General features: G+C 45.0%; 16 protein-coding genes and 1 tRNA gene. 7 read left to right on the forward strand and 10 right to left on the reverse strand.

Features of this window, described 5'->3' with window-relative positions:
- Positions 1 to 101 precede the first annotated feature (101 nt).
- The 5 genes from argH to KNO85_RS06035 all read right to left on the reverse strand — a co-directional run bounded on the left by argH (position 102) and on the right by KNO85_RS06035 (position 6,235).
- Positions 102 to 1,490, reverse strand: coding sequence for an argininosuccinate lyase (gene argH, locus KNO85_RS06015; protein ID WP_214787814.1), 1,389 nt, complete (start codon positions 1,488 to 1,490; stop codon positions 102 to 104).
- Positions 1,483 to 2,697 (reverse strand): argininosuccinate synthase, encoded by a 1,215-nt coding sequence (locus tag KNO85_RS06020; protein ID WP_214789832.1) that lies wholly within the window; start codon positions 2,695 to 2,697, stop codon positions 1,483 to 1,485. The genes argH and KNO85_RS06020 overlap by 8 nt, the downstream gene beginning before the upstream one ends.
- A gap of 126 nt (positions 2,698 to 2,823) precedes the next feature.
- Entirely contained in the window at positions 2,824 to 3,957 is a 1,134-nt protein-coding gene (locus tag KNO85_RS06025; RefSeq protein WP_214787817.1) for a CapA family protein, read from the reverse strand.
- A gap of 112 nt (positions 3,958 to 4,069) precedes the next feature.
- Positions 4,070 to 5,557, reverse strand: coding sequence for a sodium/proline symporter PutP (gene putP, locus KNO85_RS06030; protein ID WP_285800885.1), 1,488 nt, complete (start codon positions 5,555 to 5,557; stop codon positions 4,070 to 4,072).
- A 120-nt stretch (positions 5,558 to 5,677) separates the two neighbouring features.
- Positions 5,678 to 6,235 carry a DNA-3-methyladenine glycosylase I gene (locus KNO85_RS06035; protein WP_214787819.1) on the reverse strand — a complete coding sequence of 186 codons (558 nt, stop codon included), beginning with the start codon at positions 6,233 to 6,235 and terminating at the stop codon, positions 5,678 to 5,680.
- Positions 6,236 to 6,327: 92 nt separating this feature from the next.
- On the opposite strand from KNO85_RS06035, the gene KNO85_RS06040 reads away from it, so the two are divergent.
- Positions 6,328 to 6,945: a DedA family protein gene (locus KNO85_RS06040; RefSeq protein WP_214787821.1), complete on the forward strand. Its 618-nt coding sequence runs from the start codon at positions 6,328 to 6,330 to the stop codon at positions 6,943 to 6,945.
- Between the two features lie 38 nt (positions 6,946 to 6,983).
- On the opposite strand, the gene KNO85_RS06045 is transcribed toward KNO85_RS06040, so the two are convergent.
- Positions 6,984 to 8,153: a cation:proton antiporter gene (locus tag KNO85_RS06045; protein ID WP_214787824.1), complete on the reverse strand. Its 1,170-nt coding sequence runs from the start codon at positions 8,151 to 8,153 to the stop codon at positions 6,984 to 6,986.
- A gap of 25 nt (positions 8,154 to 8,178) precedes the next feature.
- The gene (locus KNO85_RS06050) at positions 8,179 to 8,604 is read right to left on the reverse strand and encodes a GNAT family N-acetyltransferase (protein WP_214787827.1); all 426 of its coding nucleotides are present in this window, start codon (positions 8,602 to 8,604) and stop codon (positions 8,179 to 8,181) included.
- A 116-nt stretch (positions 8,605 to 8,720) separates the two neighbouring features.
- Between KNO85_RS06050 and KNO85_RS06055 the strand changes: the two genes are divergently transcribed.
- The 5 genes from KNO85_RS06055 to KNO85_RS06075 all read left to right on the forward strand — a co-directional run bounded on the left by KNO85_RS06055 (position 8,721) and on the right by KNO85_RS06075 (position 13,288).
- Positions 8,721 to 9,266, forward strand: coding sequence for a glycerol-3-phosphate responsive antiterminator (locus KNO85_RS06055; protein ID WP_214787829.1), 546 nt, complete (start codon positions 8,721 to 8,723; stop codon positions 9,264 to 9,266).
- A 40-nt stretch (positions 9,267 to 9,306) separates the two neighbouring features.
- Positions 9,307 to 10,011: an SDR family NAD(P)-dependent oxidoreductase gene (locus tag KNO85_RS06060; protein WP_214787831.1), complete on the forward strand. Its 705-nt coding sequence runs from the start codon at positions 9,307 to 9,309 to the stop codon at positions 10,009 to 10,011.
- Positions 10,012 to 10,110: 99 nt separating this feature from the next.
- Positions 10,111 to 10,959: an HD domain-containing protein gene (locus KNO85_RS06065; protein ID WP_214787833.1), complete on the forward strand. Its 849-nt coding sequence runs from the start codon at positions 10,111 to 10,113 to the stop codon at positions 10,957 to 10,959.
- A gap of 187 nt (positions 10,960 to 11,146) precedes the next feature.
- On the forward strand, positions 11,147 to 12,136 hold the full coding sequence (locus KNO85_RS06070; protein WP_214787835.1) for a sodium:calcium antiporter: 990 nt from the start codon (positions 11,147 to 11,149) through the stop codon (positions 12,134 to 12,136).
- A 90-nt stretch (positions 12,137 to 12,226) separates the two neighbouring features.
- Positions 12,227 to 13,288 carry a bifunctional glycosyltransferase family 2/GtrA family protein gene (locus KNO85_RS06075; RefSeq protein ID WP_214787837.1) on the forward strand — a complete coding sequence of 354 codons (1,062 nt, stop codon included), beginning with the start codon at positions 12,227 to 12,229 and terminating at the stop codon, positions 13,286 to 13,288.
- Positions 13,289 to 13,311: 23 nt separating this feature from the next.
- On the opposite strand, the gene KNO85_RS06080 is transcribed toward KNO85_RS06075, so the two are convergent.
- The 3 genes from KNO85_RS06080 to KNO85_RS06090 all read right to left on the reverse strand — a co-directional run bounded on the left by KNO85_RS06080 (position 13,312) and on the right by KNO85_RS06090 (position 14,460).
- Entirely contained in the window at positions 13,312 to 13,878 is a 567-nt protein-coding gene (locus KNO85_RS06080; RefSeq protein ID WP_214787840.1) for a 3'-5' exonuclease, read from the reverse strand.
- A 63-nt stretch (positions 13,879 to 13,941) separates the two neighbouring features.
- Positions 13,942 to 14,274 (reverse strand): four-helix bundle copper-binding protein, encoded by a 333-nt coding sequence (locus KNO85_RS06085; RefSeq protein WP_214787842.1) that lies wholly within the window; start codon positions 14,272 to 14,274, stop codon positions 13,942 to 13,944.
- A 113-nt stretch (positions 14,275 to 14,387) separates the two neighbouring features.
- Positions 14,388 to 14,460: transfer RNA gene (locus KNO85_RS06090), tRNA-Ala, on the reverse strand.
- A gap of 123 nt (positions 14,461 to 14,583) precedes the next feature.
- Between KNO85_RS06090 and KNO85_RS06095 the strand changes: the two genes are divergently transcribed.
- Positions 14,584 to 15,447 (forward strand): GRP family sugar transporter, encoded by an 864-nt coding sequence (locus KNO85_RS06095; RefSeq protein ID WP_214787844.1) that lies wholly within the window; start codon positions 14,584 to 14,586, stop codon positions 15,445 to 15,447.
- Positions 15,448 to 15,568 lie beyond the last annotated feature (121 nt).

The raw sequence follows: 15,568 nt of genomic DNA on the forward strand, positions 1-15,568 counted from the left end.
ATAAAAGTTAACATGGGTTTGAGAGGTTGGCAAGTCATTTTTATGAAACGTGATTGAATCAATAAAACATCGTCTCAGCAATATGACTGAGACGATGTCGATTAAAGTGTGGTCATCGCATTGATGCATTCCGAAGCTTCTTTTAACTGTTCACGAACGGCATTAAATCCTGTGCCACCGTAACTATTACGACGTGCAACTGCCTGTTCAGGGGTCAAGGCGAGGTACACATCTTCTTGAATCAAAGCAGAATGTGTTTGGAACACAGACATCGGTAGTTCGCGTAGATATAGACGTTCATCGACGCAGTATTTGACGAGTTTCCCAGTTACTTCATGCGCTTCACGGAACGGCATGCCTTTTGCCGTCAAATAATCAGCAAGCTCGGTAGCATTTGAAAAGTCGCGCTCTGTTGCTTGCTTCATCGTGTCCGGGTGGAACGTCAATTCATTCATCATCCCGGCCATAATACTTAGCGATCCTTGAACGGTTTTGACCGTGTCAAACATACCTTCTTTGTCCTCTTGCAAATCTTTATTATACGCGAGAGGAAGTCCTTTCATAAGGGTCAACAATCCCATCAAGTTTCCGATAACGCGACCTGATTTCCCACGTACGAGCTCGGCCATGTCTGGGTTTTTCTTCTGTGGCATCATGCTTGAACCGGTCGAGAACGTATCAGACACGGTAATGAAGCGATATTCTTCACTTGCCCAAAGAATCAACTCCTCACAAAAACGCGAGAGATGCATCATGAGCATCGATGCGTTCGACAAGAACTCGAGAATGAAATCGCGATCACTGACGGCGTCTAAACTGTTCGGATAGACACGATTAAATCCGAGTAATTCAGCCGAACGAGCACGGTCAATTGGGAACGTTGTCCCAGCAAGTGCACCGGCACCGAGCGGTGACCAGTCGATTCGCTTCAAACTGTCACTGAAGCGTTCTTTGTCTCGTTCGAGCATCCAAAAGTAGGCGAGTAAATGATGTGCCAAAGAAATCGGCTGAGCACGTTGGAGGTGCGTATAGCCAGGCATAATCGTCTCTACATTTTCTGAGGCGTGTGCATATAACTCATGTTGAAACGATTCAATCAATTGAATGACTTCTTTTACTCGTTCTTTCAAGTAAAGGTGCATATCCGTCGCGACTTGATCATTACGACTACGTGCCGTATGCATTTTCCCAGCAATCGGACCAATCTCTTCATGGAGCAACGCCTCTAAATTCATATGGATGTCTTCATGATACACCTCAAACGTCAACTCGCCTGCGATTGCTTTTTGTTTAAGTTGTTGTAATCCTTGAAGGAGTTGTTTCACTTCGTCATGGGAGAGGATGTGTTGCTCCCCGAGCATCGTCACATGCGCCATACTGCCTTCTAAATCTTCAAGGACGAGTTGAGCATCAAATTCAATCGAGGCCCCGAATGCATCGACCCAATCGCTGGCCGTCTTCTCGAAACGCCCTCCCCATAATTTACTCATTAATGAACGCCCCTTTTTCCATCAATACCTCTGACTGTACTTTTGTAGGGAGACCCCATAGTTTGATAAATCCAACGGCTGCTTGTTGATCGAACGTGTCTGCAGATGTATACGTCGCAAGTTCCTCGTCATAAAGCGAGATTGGTGACTTACGTCCGTCTACAATTGCTTGTCCTTTGAACAGTTTCATCCGCACCGTACCTGTGACGGTCTGTTGCGTCTCGTCGATGAAAGCGAGTAGTGCTTTCGTGAGAGGAGAGTACCAAAGTCCGTTATAAATCGTCTCCGTCAACTTTTGCTCGACAATCGGTTTGAAATGCGCAACTTCACGCACAAGCGTCAATGCCTCAAGCGCCTTATGAGCTGTGATCAACGTCATTGCGCCAGGAGCCTCATACACTTCACGTGATTTGATTCCAACGACACGGTTCTCAATGTGGTCGATTTTACCGACGCCATGTGCACCTGCGACAATATTCAACTCTTTTAGAATATCTGTGAACGATTGGCTTTGACCATTGATGGCCACCGGAACCCCGTTCTTGAACTCGAGCTCAAGATAAGTCGGCTCATGCGGTGTATTTTCAAGAGCTGCCGTCAACTCATAAGCGCTCTCTGGTGGTGCGGCCCATGGGTCCTCTAAAATGCCGCATTCAATCGCACGTCCCCAAATGTTTTGGTCGATCGAGAAAGGTTCCTCTTGAACGATTGGGATTGGGATATTGTGTTTCGCTGCGTATGCGATCTCTTCTTCACGTGACCATTTCCACTCACGAACAGGTGCAACGATTTCAAGTGACGGATCGAGTGCATGGATGGACACTTCAAAACGAACTTGGTCGTTTCCTTTTCCCGTACATCCGTGTGCCACGGCAACTGCACCTTCTGCTTGAGCAACTTCAACCAATTTTTTCGAGATGAGAGGGCGTGATAGAGCGGATACGAGTGGGTATACGCCTTCGTATAACGTATGCGCCTGCATCGAATAACGAGCAAAGTCACTCACGAATTCATCGACCGCGTCGATGACGATGGATTTTTTAGCCCCAACTTTAATCGCCTTCTGTTGGATTTTTTCTAAGTCTTTTCCTTCTCCGACGTTTAAGCATACGGCAATGACGTCATAGCCTTGTTCATCCAACCATTTGATTGCAACTGATGTATCTAGTCCTCCAGAGTAAGCCAATACGAGTTTCTGTTTCAAAATGTGAGCACCCCTTATGAATAATTATTAATTTTTATTTATAAATATACGACTTAGTGTAAGGGATAATAAACACTGTGGCAACCCTTTTTTGAAAAGAAAAAAATGACCACGAAACATTCGTGGTCATCATTGTTCGATTGTAAGCTCGGGTAGCCATTGCGACATATGGTTGCTGACAGGGGAAAAGAGTTCAGGTTTTGCTGATTTTAATGGAACAACTTCATAATATCCCTCTGATGATTTCTGTGTGAACGTTGGATAGAACATCGGATTTTTTAACTCAAACGTTGAAACGTCATCTTCCGTCGTTTTGACGACATCAATCCCAATAATGCCGCCCGTATTTCGATCATCTCCTTGTTGTCCAGACAGGAAGTTACCGAGAGAGTACACGACGAATGTTTGATTGCCATCAACTCCTTCAAGCATCTTTGGTGGTTGGAGGACGTGTGGGTGATGACCGATGATAATGTCGACCCCAAGGTCCGCCAGCTTCTGAGTAAGTTCTGTCTGACTCTCATTCGGTAACGTTTCGTACTCTGTGCCAAAGTGTAGAGAGACGACTGTCAAATCAGTCGTTTGCTCGGCCTTCTCGATTTCAGGTCGCATCTGCTCAAGGTCAATATAGTTGACGTGGTAAGGTTGCTTCGGAATGACACCATTCGTCCCATACGTATAGGCTAAAAAAGAAAAAGAAATCTCATTTGCCGTCAACGTCCGAATGTTTGCCTTATCTTCCTCAGACAGGAATGAACCTGTGTAAGGCATACCGATTTCATTCCAGTGATTAATCGAATTCTCAATCGCACGTACTCCTCGATCCAGTGTATGATTGTTCGCCGTCGTGACTAAATCAATTCCGGCTCGTTGCAGAGCATCACCAATCTCAAACGGGCTGTTGAAAGCAGGATAACTTGATAATCCGATTTCACTCCCACCAATCATACTCTCTTGGTTGGCAATTGCTACATCCGCTCGTTCTAAAATCGGTGCGACCCGTTCGAAGGAAGAGTCAAAATCAAACCCGTCATTGACACGAGCCGCGTTATATACTGAGTCATGCAACAATACATCGCCGATAGCATAGACCGAAGCCGTCGTAATGACTGGTTCAGGTTCGGCTGGTGGCTCTTCAACGGGTGTTTGCACGACTGGTTCCTCGGTTTCGACTTGAGTGGTCGAGGAAGATTGTCCGCAGCCGAATAGGAGGATCAGGCTTGAAGTAAAAGCGAGATGAGAAATATATTTAATTGCTTTCATCAATAATAACCTCCTTTTCAAAGTGGAATCATCCTTAATATAAATTATTCGTTAAAAACTAGAAAAATCCTTGTATGTAAAAATGGCAGGTCAAGAAGACCTGCCAGGACGATTATTTAATATGTTCTTTCACCATGTCACGCATTTGGTCGAATTCACGTTGAATGATTTCACTTGGTTTAGGTGTCATGAGACTGACGACATAAATAGCAAGAGCGGACAGGAAGAACGCAGGGATCATTTCATAGAGCGTTCCGAACGTGCCAAAAAGTGAAGACGCGTAGTTCTTCCAGAGGATGACGACGAATGCACCGGTCAACATCCCGGCAAGGGCGCCTTGACGAGTCGTCCGTTTCCAAAAGAGACTGAACAGAATGAGAGGTCCAAATGATGAACCAAATCCTGCCCAAGCATAACCGACAAGATTTAAGATGGTGTCATCTGCATCGAGCGCGAGTACAATCGATACGACAGAGACGAGAATGACAGTGATACGACCGACCATGACGAGTTCACGGTCACCTGCGTCCTTACGGAAGAATTTTTGATAAAAGTCTGTCGTCGCTGCACTTGATGAGACGAGCAATTGTGATGAAATGGTCGACATGATGGCAGCAAGAAGAGCCGCCAATAACACACCGGTGACCAAATCAGGGAACAATAAGTCTGATAGATTAATAAAAATGTTTTCTGGATTATCGATTGTCAGTCCTTGTTGCGTGTAATAGGCAAGACCAAACAATCCGGTCGCCATCGCCCCGACGACAGTGAAGACCATCCAAGAGATTCCAATGCGACGTGCTGTTTTAATGTCTTCTAGTTTTCCAATTGCCATAAAGCGTACGATGATGTGAGGTTGACCGAAATATCCGAGGCCCCACGCGAATAAAGAAATGATACCAATCAGCGATTGTCCCGTCCAAGGGTCAAGTAACGCTTCATCGATATCCCGAACCGTGTCTAATGCGTTCGAGACACCATCCGTTGCCATAATGGCGATCGCCGGTACAAAAATGAGCGCAAAAAGCATAATCAATCCTTGAACGAAGTCCGTCCAGCTTACGGCTAAAAAACCACCGATGAACGTATACAGAATGATAATCGATGCAAGAATGATAACGCCTGTCACAAACTCGATGTCAAAGACGGCATTGAACAGTCGTCCACCTGCAACGAACCCACTCGTCGCATACAACGTGAAAAAGATGAGCGTGACAGCAGCAGAAAAGGAACGTAACAATCCTTTTGAGTCTTTGAATCGCTTCTCAAAAAAATCTGGAATTGTGATCGCATCATCCGATATGTAGGAATAAATGCGCAATCTCGGAGCGACCAATAACCAGTTCAAGTAGGCGCCGATTGTCAACCCGATGACAATCCAGCCGCTTGAGATTCCCGTGGCATACATCGCACCAGGTAATCCCATCAAGAGCCACCCACTCATGTCAGACGCGCCAGCAGATAAAGCGGCGACGCCGGGTCCGAGTGCCCGTCCGCCTAACATATAATCTCCGATACTGCTTGTTCTTCGATATGCGATGATCCCAAGTAAGACCATCAGTGCCATGTATAAGACAATGGACACTAAAATTCCGTTCATCAACATCCCCCCGAAAGATATAAAATATGAAAACGCTTTCAGTGATAGAATATCACTTTGTCAAAATATTGTCACAAGAGCTGGGGAGATGTAAAGATGTTTTTGATATCTGGTCTTAAGTTATCGAAATGTGCAAGAGACGAGATGGTCATTGACAAGGCCTGTCGCTTGTAGGTGGGCATAAACCGTGGTTGGCCCTAAAAATTTAAATCCACGCCGCTTCAGGTCTTTACTCAATCGCTCAGACAATTCTGTCGTTGCGGGGACTTCATCAAGTCGCTCCCACGAATTGATGATCGGCTTATGATCAACGAACGACCAAATATATGAATCGAACGAGCCAAACTCTTCCTGTAGTTTGATGAACTGTTTCGCGTTATTGATGGATGCTTCAATTTTTCGTCGGTTCCGGACAATTCCGCTATCTGCCATGAGTCTCTCAATATCTGCTTCTGTAAAACGTGCTACTTCGTTCACCTCGAAATTCGCATAGGCGGAGCGATAGTTTTCACGCTTTCTTAAAATCGTGATCCAACTGAGTCCAGCCTGTGCACTCTCAAGTGTCAGACACTCAAAATGTTTTTGGTCATCGTGAACTGGATTGCCCCATTCCTCGTCATGATAGCGAACGTAGAGCGGGTCATTCCCACACCACGGGCAGCGAAGTGTTTCTTGCATCTCAATCAACTCCTTTTTATATAAGTGTAGCATGTCTCAACGATTACTCGTTTGGAAGGTTGGGTATAAAGTGGGGGAATGGAGGCATCAAAATGAGTGACTGGATGATTTCGATAATCGAACAATATGGATACATAGGAATCGCGTTCATGATTTTTATTGAGAACGTCTTTCCGCCGATCCCTTCTGAAGTCGTATTACTCTTTGGTGGTTTTTTTGCAGTCAAGACTGATTTATCAATCATACTCGTGATTGTCGCTTCGACGGTTGGAGCTATTTTAGGGGCAGTATTACTTTACGGACTTGGTCTCTTATTTGATGTCGAACAGATTGAAAAGTGGACGAAGAAATATGGGAAGTGGCTTCGTCTTAATATCGATGACGTTAAAAAAGCGGATGCCTGGTTTGATCGCTATGGAGGATGGATGGTCTTCTTCGGTCGATTGATGCCAGTCGTTCGAAGTCTCATCTCTATCCCGGCTGGTATGTCAAATATGCCATTTCTGAAGTTTTTACTTCTCAGTACTGCCGGAACGGCAATTTGGAATACGATCCTCATCATGGTCGGGATGAAGGTTGGTGAGAACTGGAAAGATATTCTCGCCTACCTGGATGCGTATTCTTACACGATTTACGGCCTGCTCCTCGTTGGGGTGATCGCTTATGTTATTTGGCGTAAAAAACGGCACAAAAAACTAGCAAAAGACTAAATGAAAAAGCGGGTGGACCTATGAATGGGTTCGCCCGCTTACTCTTCTTTTTTCTTCTCGGGTAATACTTTTGTAAGTGTTCGTTCTGTCTTCTCGGCCAAATATTCAGAGAAGCGGAATAAGATAATACCGACAATGGCTGATACGAAAATGTAGAGACCAACAAATAAGTTGATTGCACCGTTCGAGAGGGCGGTAAACAAGATGGAGAACTCTCCACGAGGAGCGAGAGAGAAGCCGGCTTCATTTGCCTGAACACGAGATAACCCGTAGATCCTGCCTCCGACACGACCGACAATCCATTTCGACAAAACACCCCAAACAATCAAGACAAAGAATAGTGCGTTAACGATGACACCTTTCTCCAAATTGATTGATATTCCAAATGAAATAAAGAAAATGGGGAGAAACAAATCACGAACTGGTACAGTCAAACGTTTAAGCGGACGAACGTCATGGATATCAGCTAGCATGATTCCGGCAATGAAGGCTCCTAAAATCTCAGAAAGCCCAAATACCATACCGATCCCAGCGAAGAAGAGGATAAGTCCAATAAGACCGATACTCGCATCATCCTGACGCAACAAATGTTTCGAGAACTTTTGTTGTTTTGATACAAAATTTGAACCAATAAACAACAGCACACCAAAAATGAGGAATCCGGCAAACACTTTGCCAACGTCAGTCATGGCTATCGGTTCCTCTTGAATAATGAATGGGGCAATCGTAAGCAGGAGTGGTGCAAAAATATCTTCGAAAATAAGTAGAGCGAGTACGAATTCTTTAATATCTTCATGTTTTTCGGAGTGGCGCTCAAGCAGTTTCGCCGAGATGGAAGAGCTCGTCGCATACAATACGGCACCAATCAGGAAGGCACGTGGAAAGTCCAACCCGAACAGCAAGGCGATTCCGAATGAGACACCAAATGAAAGGACGATGTCCAGAACGCCCGCCTTCCATACTCTTCGCATCCGTTTCCAAAGTTCACGCAACGGAAACTTTAAACCGAGCAGGAAAAATAACAGAATAATCCCGATTTCACCCGCAATTTTAAATACCTCGTTTCCGTCCCAGAAAAAGCCGACTCCAACACCAATGGCGATAAACGCTAAAATACTAGGAAAGTACAGGCGTTCAATAAGGAGGCTGAAGACGGAGATGAGCGTGAGCGCCAGTCCGAGCAACACGATGATGTTCAATCCATCCATAAGTCATCTCCTTCGTTGAGGGGTATTAACTTTCTGATTGATTCCACTGGTACTCCATGCCAACTGATTCAGGACGTGAATAGTCAAAGCCGAATTGTCGATATAATCCATCCGCCGGAATATCTGCGATCAGACTGATGATAGCCGTCTCATCCGCTTCCTTTAAAATCCACTCCATTAAATTCTCCATAATTAGCTTTCCAAGGCCGAGGCCTTGACACTCTGGATCAACGACGATGTCGACTAGATGAAAGACCATCCCGCCGTCCCCGACGACTCGTCCCATTCCGACGATCTCATCATCTAAATATAAACAGACACCAAATAATGTGTTTTTAAGACCTTTGATTGTACTTTCATCCGATCGCCGAGGCATTCCCGCCTTCACACGTAACGACTGATGTTGTTCCGGTGTCGGTGTCTCAACTTTAACAGTAACTTCATTGACCATACTAAAATCCCCCTCTACACAAGTTAATTTTATTTTCCCACTATATTGAATGAGTAAACCTTGATTTCTGAAAATGGCTATCGGCATAATGAGAGAAGAGACAGGGGGAATTGCGGATGTTACATGGACAATCGATCTTGCCCGCGATAAGGGATATGCGCGATCTAGAACGATTTTTGTCAAGTGAACTTGAGTTAGGCGTATTGCTTGAGGTTCATATGAGTCGTTTAGAGTCAATTTTCAAACTGCTGGAGAAGCATCAAAAAAAGGTATTCGTTCATATGGATTTAATCCAAGGCATGAAAGCGGATGAATTTGCGACCGAATACGTCTGCCAAACGTTTAAACCGTTCGGAATCATCTCGACGAAAGGAAACGTCATCGTTAAGGCGAAACAAAATAATGTGATGACGGTACAACGGTTATTTTTAATTGACTCGACGTCGTTAGAAAAGAGTATCAGACATATTGAACGGTCAAAACCAGACTATATTGAGGTGCTTCCAGGAATTGTGCCGAAATATATTCGACGAGTGCAGGAGCGGACCGGTATACCGGTATTTGCAGGTGGACTCATTGAGACGACAGAAGAAGTGAACGAAGCCCTTGCTGCTGGAGCAAGCGTCATTACGACATCGAATCGTAAACTGTGGACTGAGTAAGCTACATTGGGGTATACATTCTTCTAGGAGGGATGAATAGATGAAAGACGTGATGATTATTACAGGAGTGACTCATGGGATTGGATATGCGCTCGCAAATGCGTTTGTAGACCAATATGAAGTGATTGGGTTAGATATTGAGGATGACCCGCATATTAAAGGGATGCTCTTTTATCAAGTTGATCTTGGAAATACAGAGGAATTACAACGTGTATTTGAAGACATCAAGACACGTGTCGGACGTGCCCACGTTTTGATTAACAATGGTGGAATCGCCTCACTTGTCAAGCCAATTGACGAACTGAATGTCGATACGTTTAAACGAGTTATCGATGTCAATTTAGTCGGCACTTTTACTTGTGCAAAATACTTTTTAGAACTAAATCATGATGAATCGTACGGTCGGATTGTCAACATGGCCTCTACAAGGGCTTCTCAAAATGAACCTCACTGGGATGCATACGGCGCCTCAAAAGGTGGAATTGTCGGTTTGACTCACTCGCTAGCCATTTCATTGAGTGAACGACCCGTAACGGTAAATGCAATCAGCCCAGGGTGGATTCATACGTCAGAAGATAGCTTACGTGAAGTCGATCATCGTCAACACCCGTCAGGACGAGTCGGGGAACCGGATGATATCGTCCGAGCTGTAAGCTATTTGATTGACCGAAACAATGACTTTGTCAATGGTCATAATCTAGTTGTAGATGGTGGAATGACGAAAAAAATGATTTATGAAGAATGATAAGGCTATATACCCAATTCCGCTTTAAAATTAGATTATTTAGGCCTATATCCGGGTAATTAATAAAGAGTTTATACCCGAGATTAGGAGGAAGGTGCTATGAATCCCCTTGTAGAAGAAGCACTCCGCTTTTCATCGATTCGTCATGGAGGACAACATCGCAAAGGTTCATCGATTCCATATTTGTCACATCCATATTCAGTTGCATTGCTTCTTGAAACGGATCAGCAACCGTCAACGGTCGTGGCAGCAGGGCTCCTTCATGACTTGATTGAAGATACGAATACGGAACCGAAAGAAATTTTAGCAAGATTTGGTCCAGACGTGTTACGGCTCGTACTTGCCGTCTCTGAGAAAAATCGGGAGGAAACATGGGAACAACGAAAACGAAAGACTTTGCAACACATCTCCTTTCTACAATTTGATGAGGTCGCACTCCTCGTGGCGGACAAGCTACATAATCTCCGTTCCATCCGCTATGATTTAGAGATGGAAGGGATGACGGTGTGGCAACGCTTTAAACGTCCGATGCGAGACCAATCTTGGTATTATCATCAGTTACTTCTTGCGTTCGAACCATTTAGTAGTTCGACAGACTTGATTGGTCTGTACGAACAAGAACTCAATTCCTTATTTTATGGCGGAAATAATGAAAAAGATCGGAAAGTGGCAAGACTCTTTGAATCAATTCTTACCTGTTTTATCGAGGATGAATGGGTTCAAGAAGCGGCACCACTTTGTCAAACTGCATATGAACTAAAAGAGATTGTTGCTCGTGCGTCGGTGGATGAGGCTGAGGTACATGAATTTCGTGAACAACTCGAGCGAGCTGGTTGGAACACACCTTTGTCGGCGCCTTTATTAGCTGCAATGCAAGAACTGGGCTATCGAACTGCCTTAGATGCGCCGGATTTTGTCACACTCATGCGCCGCTCGATTGTCAACTAGGACGGTTCATGCTATAGTCAAATGGAAGATAAAAAGGGGAGTAGCGACCACAATCGTGGTCGATGGGTCGTCATTACAGTGCGCATGCACTCGGTCCATCGAGCTTTTACAAGTCCGCAAGACCTTTTTATGGGCGTTTTTGTCGTCCATAAAAAGGTCTTTTTTGTTTACCCAAGGAGGAGAAAAAATGGTATTTGTTTATTTCTTATTGGCTGCGGCCATAACGGTCTACGCCGCTATCAAGTTGTCTACGTACGCCGATGTTATGACGGAAAAGTCAAAAATGGGCGGGATGCTCGTTGGTACCGTTCTTTTGGCGGGGGCAACCTCATTACCTGAAGTGACGACGAGTATCTCGGCGGTCATGATTGATAACCCGGACATCGCCATCGGAAACATGCTTGGTTCTAACTTATTCAACATTTTTATTTTGGCAATGTTTGATCTTTATTTCCGTCAAAAACAACTCTTCAACTATGCGAGCCGTGATCATTTATATACGGCGGGACTTGGTCTATTACTGACTGTTACGACATTGGTCGCCTTGATTGTCCGTGTCGATATGACGTTTATCGGAATTGGCGTGGATGCCCTTTTAATCGCTATTCTTTATGGGATCGGAATTTACTATATTGGGAAGCAACCGAAAGAGCCAGTCGCTGAACATGAAGTGGAAGAAGAGGTTGTCGTCAGCAAGTATGAAGATATCACGTTGAAACGAGCTGGATTTGGATTTTTGATTGCTGCCGTCCTCATCATGGCGGCCGGAACAGCACTCTCCATCACGGGTGACCAGATTGCCGTCGTCACAGGATTCGGTTCAAGTTTTGTCGGTAGCTTTTTGATTGCGGCATCAACGTCTTTACCTGAAGCGGTCGCCGTGTTTATGGCACTTAAACTTCGAAACGTCAACTTGGCGTTCGGATCGATTCTCGGAAGTAACATCTTTAACATGCTCATTATCGCTATGTCAGACGTCTTCTATCGCAATGGTTCGATTTTGGCAGACGTATCTACGTCACATCTCGTATCAGCGGTCGGTATCACGATTCTATCAATCCTTGTCATGTACAGCGTGCTTCGACAAAACGTCACCTCGAAGGTACGCTACGTCATTCCTTCACTACTTGTCGTCGTCGTTTACTTTGTTTCGTCTTATTTGATTTTCATCGGATGATTCGATGCATCAGCTTCTTGCTGATGCATTTTTTTGTGGGAATGTGAAGCAGTCGCTTCGGGTATAGAGGAAGGGAGAGGAGGGGTGGCGATGCAAATGCATGAAGTAGGAGTACGTGATGCGTATTCAATTCTAATCCCGGCCTATAACCCTGATGGTGCACTCGTCACACTTGTAGAGAAATTGAGAGCAGACGGATTCTCGACAATTATCGTCGTGAATGATGGAAGTGATGCATCGTCCGATTCAATTTTTCGGGAGCTAGGTTCAATCGTCGATGTGGTGTTAGCACATGAACAGAATCGAGGAAAAGGAGCAGCACTAAAGACTGGTTTACGCTATATTGTGGAGAATTATACTGATAAGTTAGGTGTCATCACGGTAGATGCCGATGGACAACATCTTCCTAAGGATGTCGTCAATGTATATGAGGAGGGTGTAAGTAAGCCGCACCATCTAATCATGGGATGTCGTGATTTCAGTGGTGACAAGATCCCCCTTAGAAGTCGCTTTGGTAACCAGGCGACGCGACTCGTCATGTTAATCGGGAGCGGATTGAAATTGAAAGACACACAGACTGGTCTACGTGCCATACCGATGCGATACGTGAGACAGTTGCTCGACATTCCTGGGAACCGATACGAGTTCGAGATGAATATGCTGACGTTCACCAAACGCTTGCAGGTCCCCATTCAACAGACGACCATCCAGACGGTATATGAGAACGAAAATGACTCGTCCCATTTCAGACCGATTTTAGATTCGATATTAATCTATCGCATGTTTTTGATGTATTCGGCATCATCCGTCGCATCGTTCCTTGTCGACGTGGGTATGTATGCAGTCTTTATCTATTTATTGTCACCGTACTTCGATACAACCCATGTCATCGTGGCAACGGTACTCGCACGAATCATTTCCTCTTTATTCAACTATTTCGTCAATCGGAAAGTCGTCTTTCATTCAAAAGCGCGACGATCACTTTCCAAATATTTTTCTCTCGTCGTTCTCCAGATGGCGATCTCGGCAATACTGGTATATATCCTGTTTCTATTATTTAGACAAGGAGAAGTTATCTTAAAAATTATTGTCGACAGTTTTCTCTTTTTCATCAGCTATTATGTTCAAAAGCGATGGATCTTCAAAAAATAACCGGCTACGAGATCGTGGCCGGTTTAGTATGCGAGTGTACCTGTTTTCACAGAGGTGTAGCGATGTAACTCACGGGGACTCATAATACCTGTCTTTTGCATCATGTCGCGCATTAAGAGCGCACAGACCCGCGCATCTTCTGCAGCGTCGTGGTGAATGAACGGGACATTCAAGTAGTCTGCCATCGTGTTTAACTTATGGTTCGCTAATCCTGGATAGAGTTTTCGTGACAGTTTGACAGTGCACCCGTACTCAATCGTTGGAAAATCGTACAAGTCATATTTCACGATTGCCTTTCTCAAGGCCCCCATATCAAATGAGGCGTTATGTGCGATGACGAGGTCGACTTCTCGTAAAATCGGGTAAAGAGAGGCAAGTACTTCCGGTAACGCTGGGGCATCCCACACGTCGCTCGGACGAATGCCGTGGACACGGATGTTACCCATATCAAAGTCCTCCTCTGGATTGACAAGTCGTTGATCAGTGTCGATGACTTCTCCGTTTTTGAGGATACTCCATCCGACAGAACAGATACTGCGACTGTCTCGGTTTGCGGTCTCCACATCGAGCGCGAGAATGGTATGTTGCATGGTGCTTCACCTTCTTTCTTTGCAATAAAAAAAGTCTAACAGAAAGTTAGACGAATGTCGTGGTTAAGCAGCGACGAGTGTACGACACGCTTCTGCACAGCGCTCACATGCTTTCGCGCAAGCTTGGCAGTGGTCATGCAAGTGGCGACCACACTCGACGGCACATGTATCACACACCTGAGCGCACAATGCGACAATTGGTTTAGAGAAAGCTGAATCTGTTTCTAAGGCGTTTAACGCCAACGTGCAAATGTCAGAGCATTCCCTTGTCAGTCGAATGCATTCGGTGAACATGTGCAAATCTTCTTCTTGTAAACTTTTTGAAAAACAATGATTACAGGCGCGCATGCATTCAATCACGCTCGTCAATGTCTCTTCTACAGATGTGCGTTCCATCATAAAGTCCCCCTTGTATGAAAAAGTCTACCTTACCTTACCCGTTCAACAAGGGATTGAATCGCATAACATCAATAAAAAAGTCACATCTCATTTGAGATGTGACAGATTAATGGAGCATAGGGGGCTCGAACCCCTGACCTCTACGCTGCCAGCGTAGCGCTCTCCCAGCTGAGCTAATGCCCCGTTTGAAATCATTATATCATCCTAGTATTCGACATGGCAATTCCCTTTTTCATTTTAGGTTTATAAAAATTGAAGCATGGGAATTTCATGTTAGACGTTATATTAAGAAAGTAGGTGTGTTTCATGGAAATGATTTTATTGGCGCTCTTACCAGCACTCATGTGGGGGAGTATCCCGCTCATCGTGTCGAAAGTGGGAGGGAAACCGATTCAGCAATTGATTGGTACGACCATCGGAGCCATGATCATGGCAGGAATCATCGCCCTCGTTTTCAGACCAGAGTTCACGACTCTTGCGATTGTGACCGGGTTTATTTCTGGGGCGTTTTGGGCGCTCGGTCAATATTTACAGTTCCAATCGTTCCAAATCTTAAGTGTCTCAAAGGCGATGCCAATTAGTACCGGCATGCAACTCGTCGGGACGTCTCTCTTCGGGGTCATCGTACTCGGTGACTGGAAGACGACGACAGAGCTGTGGTTAGGGTTTTCTGCGCTCGTCTTGATTATCATCGGGGCGACAATGACTTCGTATCAACAGAAGAAAGACAAAGACAGCGCCGGTGCATTGAAGAAGGGGTTACTGGTCCTATTCGTCTCAAGTATCGGTTACGTCACATATGCTGTCTTGACGAACTATTTTGAGGTGGACGGAATCACTGCAATCCTTCCACAATCAGTCGGGATGTTCATCGCGGCGCTTCTCTTCAGTCTTCGGGAGAAGGACGTGAAGAAAATCGATCCACGTACGTTCAAAAATATCTTGGCAGGTCTTGCCTGGGGAATCGGGAACTTCGGTCTCTTCGTCTCGAGCGGAGAAGTCGGAATTGCCACTTCCTTCGCTTTATCTCAATTGAACGTCGTCGTGGCGACACTCGGTGGAATCTATCTATTGAAAGAAGAGAAGACGACAAAAGAACGTGTCTTTGTCTTTATGGGAATCGGTCTCATTGTCGTCGCTGGATTTATGCTTGGGATTGCCAAGAGTTAAATTTCGATGATGAAATGAAAAGAACCCTGAATGTTCACTCGGTCTAGAGTGCCATTCAGGGTCTTTCTTTTGAGTAAATTTTAATCGTTAAAAGGAGAGCAGGAGATGACGTAATCGATAG

This window comes from Exiguobacterium sp. s124 (assembly GCF_018617485.1).
GTDB classification, from domain to species: domain Bacteria; phylum Bacillota; class Bacilli; order Exiguobacteriales; family Exiguobacteriaceae; genus Exiguobacterium; species Exiguobacterium aestuarii.

What these genes read in the sequence shown, in the direction of transcription:
- argH (WP_214787814.1), bottom strand. Translation starts at nt 1,490, where the DNA reads ATGAGTAAATTATGGGGAGGGCGTTTCGAGAAGACGGCCAGCGATTGG.
- KNO85_RS06025 (WP_214787817.1), bottom strand. Translation starts at nt 3,957, where the DNA reads ATGAAAGCAATTAAATATATTTCTCATCTCGCTTTTACTTCAAGCCTG.
- putP (WP_285800885.1), bottom strand. Translation starts at nt 5,557, where the DNA reads ATGAACGGAATTTTAGTGTCCATTGTCTTATACATGGCACTGATGGTC.
- KNO85_RS06035 (WP_214787819.1), bottom strand. Translation starts at nt 6,235, where the DNA reads ATGCAAGAAACACTTCGCTGCCCGTGGTGTGGGAATGACCCGCTCTAC.
- KNO85_RS06040 (WP_214787821.1), top strand. Translation starts at nt 6,328, where the DNA reads ATGAGTGACTGGATGATTTCGATAATCGAACAATATGGATACATAGGA.
- KNO85_RS06045 (WP_214787824.1), bottom strand. Translation starts at nt 8,153, where the DNA reads ATGGATGGATTGAACATCATCGTGTTGCTCGGACTGGCGCTCACGCTC.
- KNO85_RS06050 (WP_214787827.1), bottom strand. Translation starts at nt 8,604, where the DNA reads ATGGTCAATGAAGTTACTGTTAAAGTTGAGACACCGACACCGGAACAA.
- KNO85_RS06055 (WP_214787829.1), top strand. Translation starts at nt 8,721, where the DNA reads ATGTTACATGGACAATCGATCTTGCCCGCGATAAGGGATATGCGCGAT.
- KNO85_RS06060 (WP_214787831.1), top strand. Translation starts at nt 9,307, where the DNA reads ATGAAAGACGTGATGATTATTACAGGAGTGACTCATGGGATTGGATAT.
- KNO85_RS06065 (WP_214787833.1), top strand. Translation starts at nt 10,111, where the DNA reads ATGAATCCCCTTGTAGAAGAAGCACTCCGCTTTTCATCGATTCGTCAT.
- KNO85_RS06070 (WP_214787835.1), top strand. Translation starts at nt 11,147, where the DNA reads ATGGTATTTGTTTATTTCTTATTGGCTGCGGCCATAACGGTCTACGCC.
- KNO85_RS06075 (WP_214787837.1), top strand. Translation starts at nt 12,227, where the DNA reads ATGCAAATGCATGAAGTAGGAGTACGTGATGCGTATTCAATTCTAATC.
- KNO85_RS06080 (WP_214787840.1), bottom strand. Translation starts at nt 13,878, where the DNA reads ATGCAACATACCATTCTCGCGCTCGATGTGGAGACCGCAAACCGAGAC.
- KNO85_RS06085 (WP_214787842.1), bottom strand. Translation starts at nt 14,274, where the DNA reads ATGGAACGCACATCTGTAGAAGAGACATTGACGAGCGTGATTGAATGC.
- KNO85_RS06095 (WP_214787844.1), top strand. Translation starts at nt 14,584, where the DNA reads ATGGAAATGATTTTATTGGCGCTCTTACCAGCACTCATGTGGGGGAGT.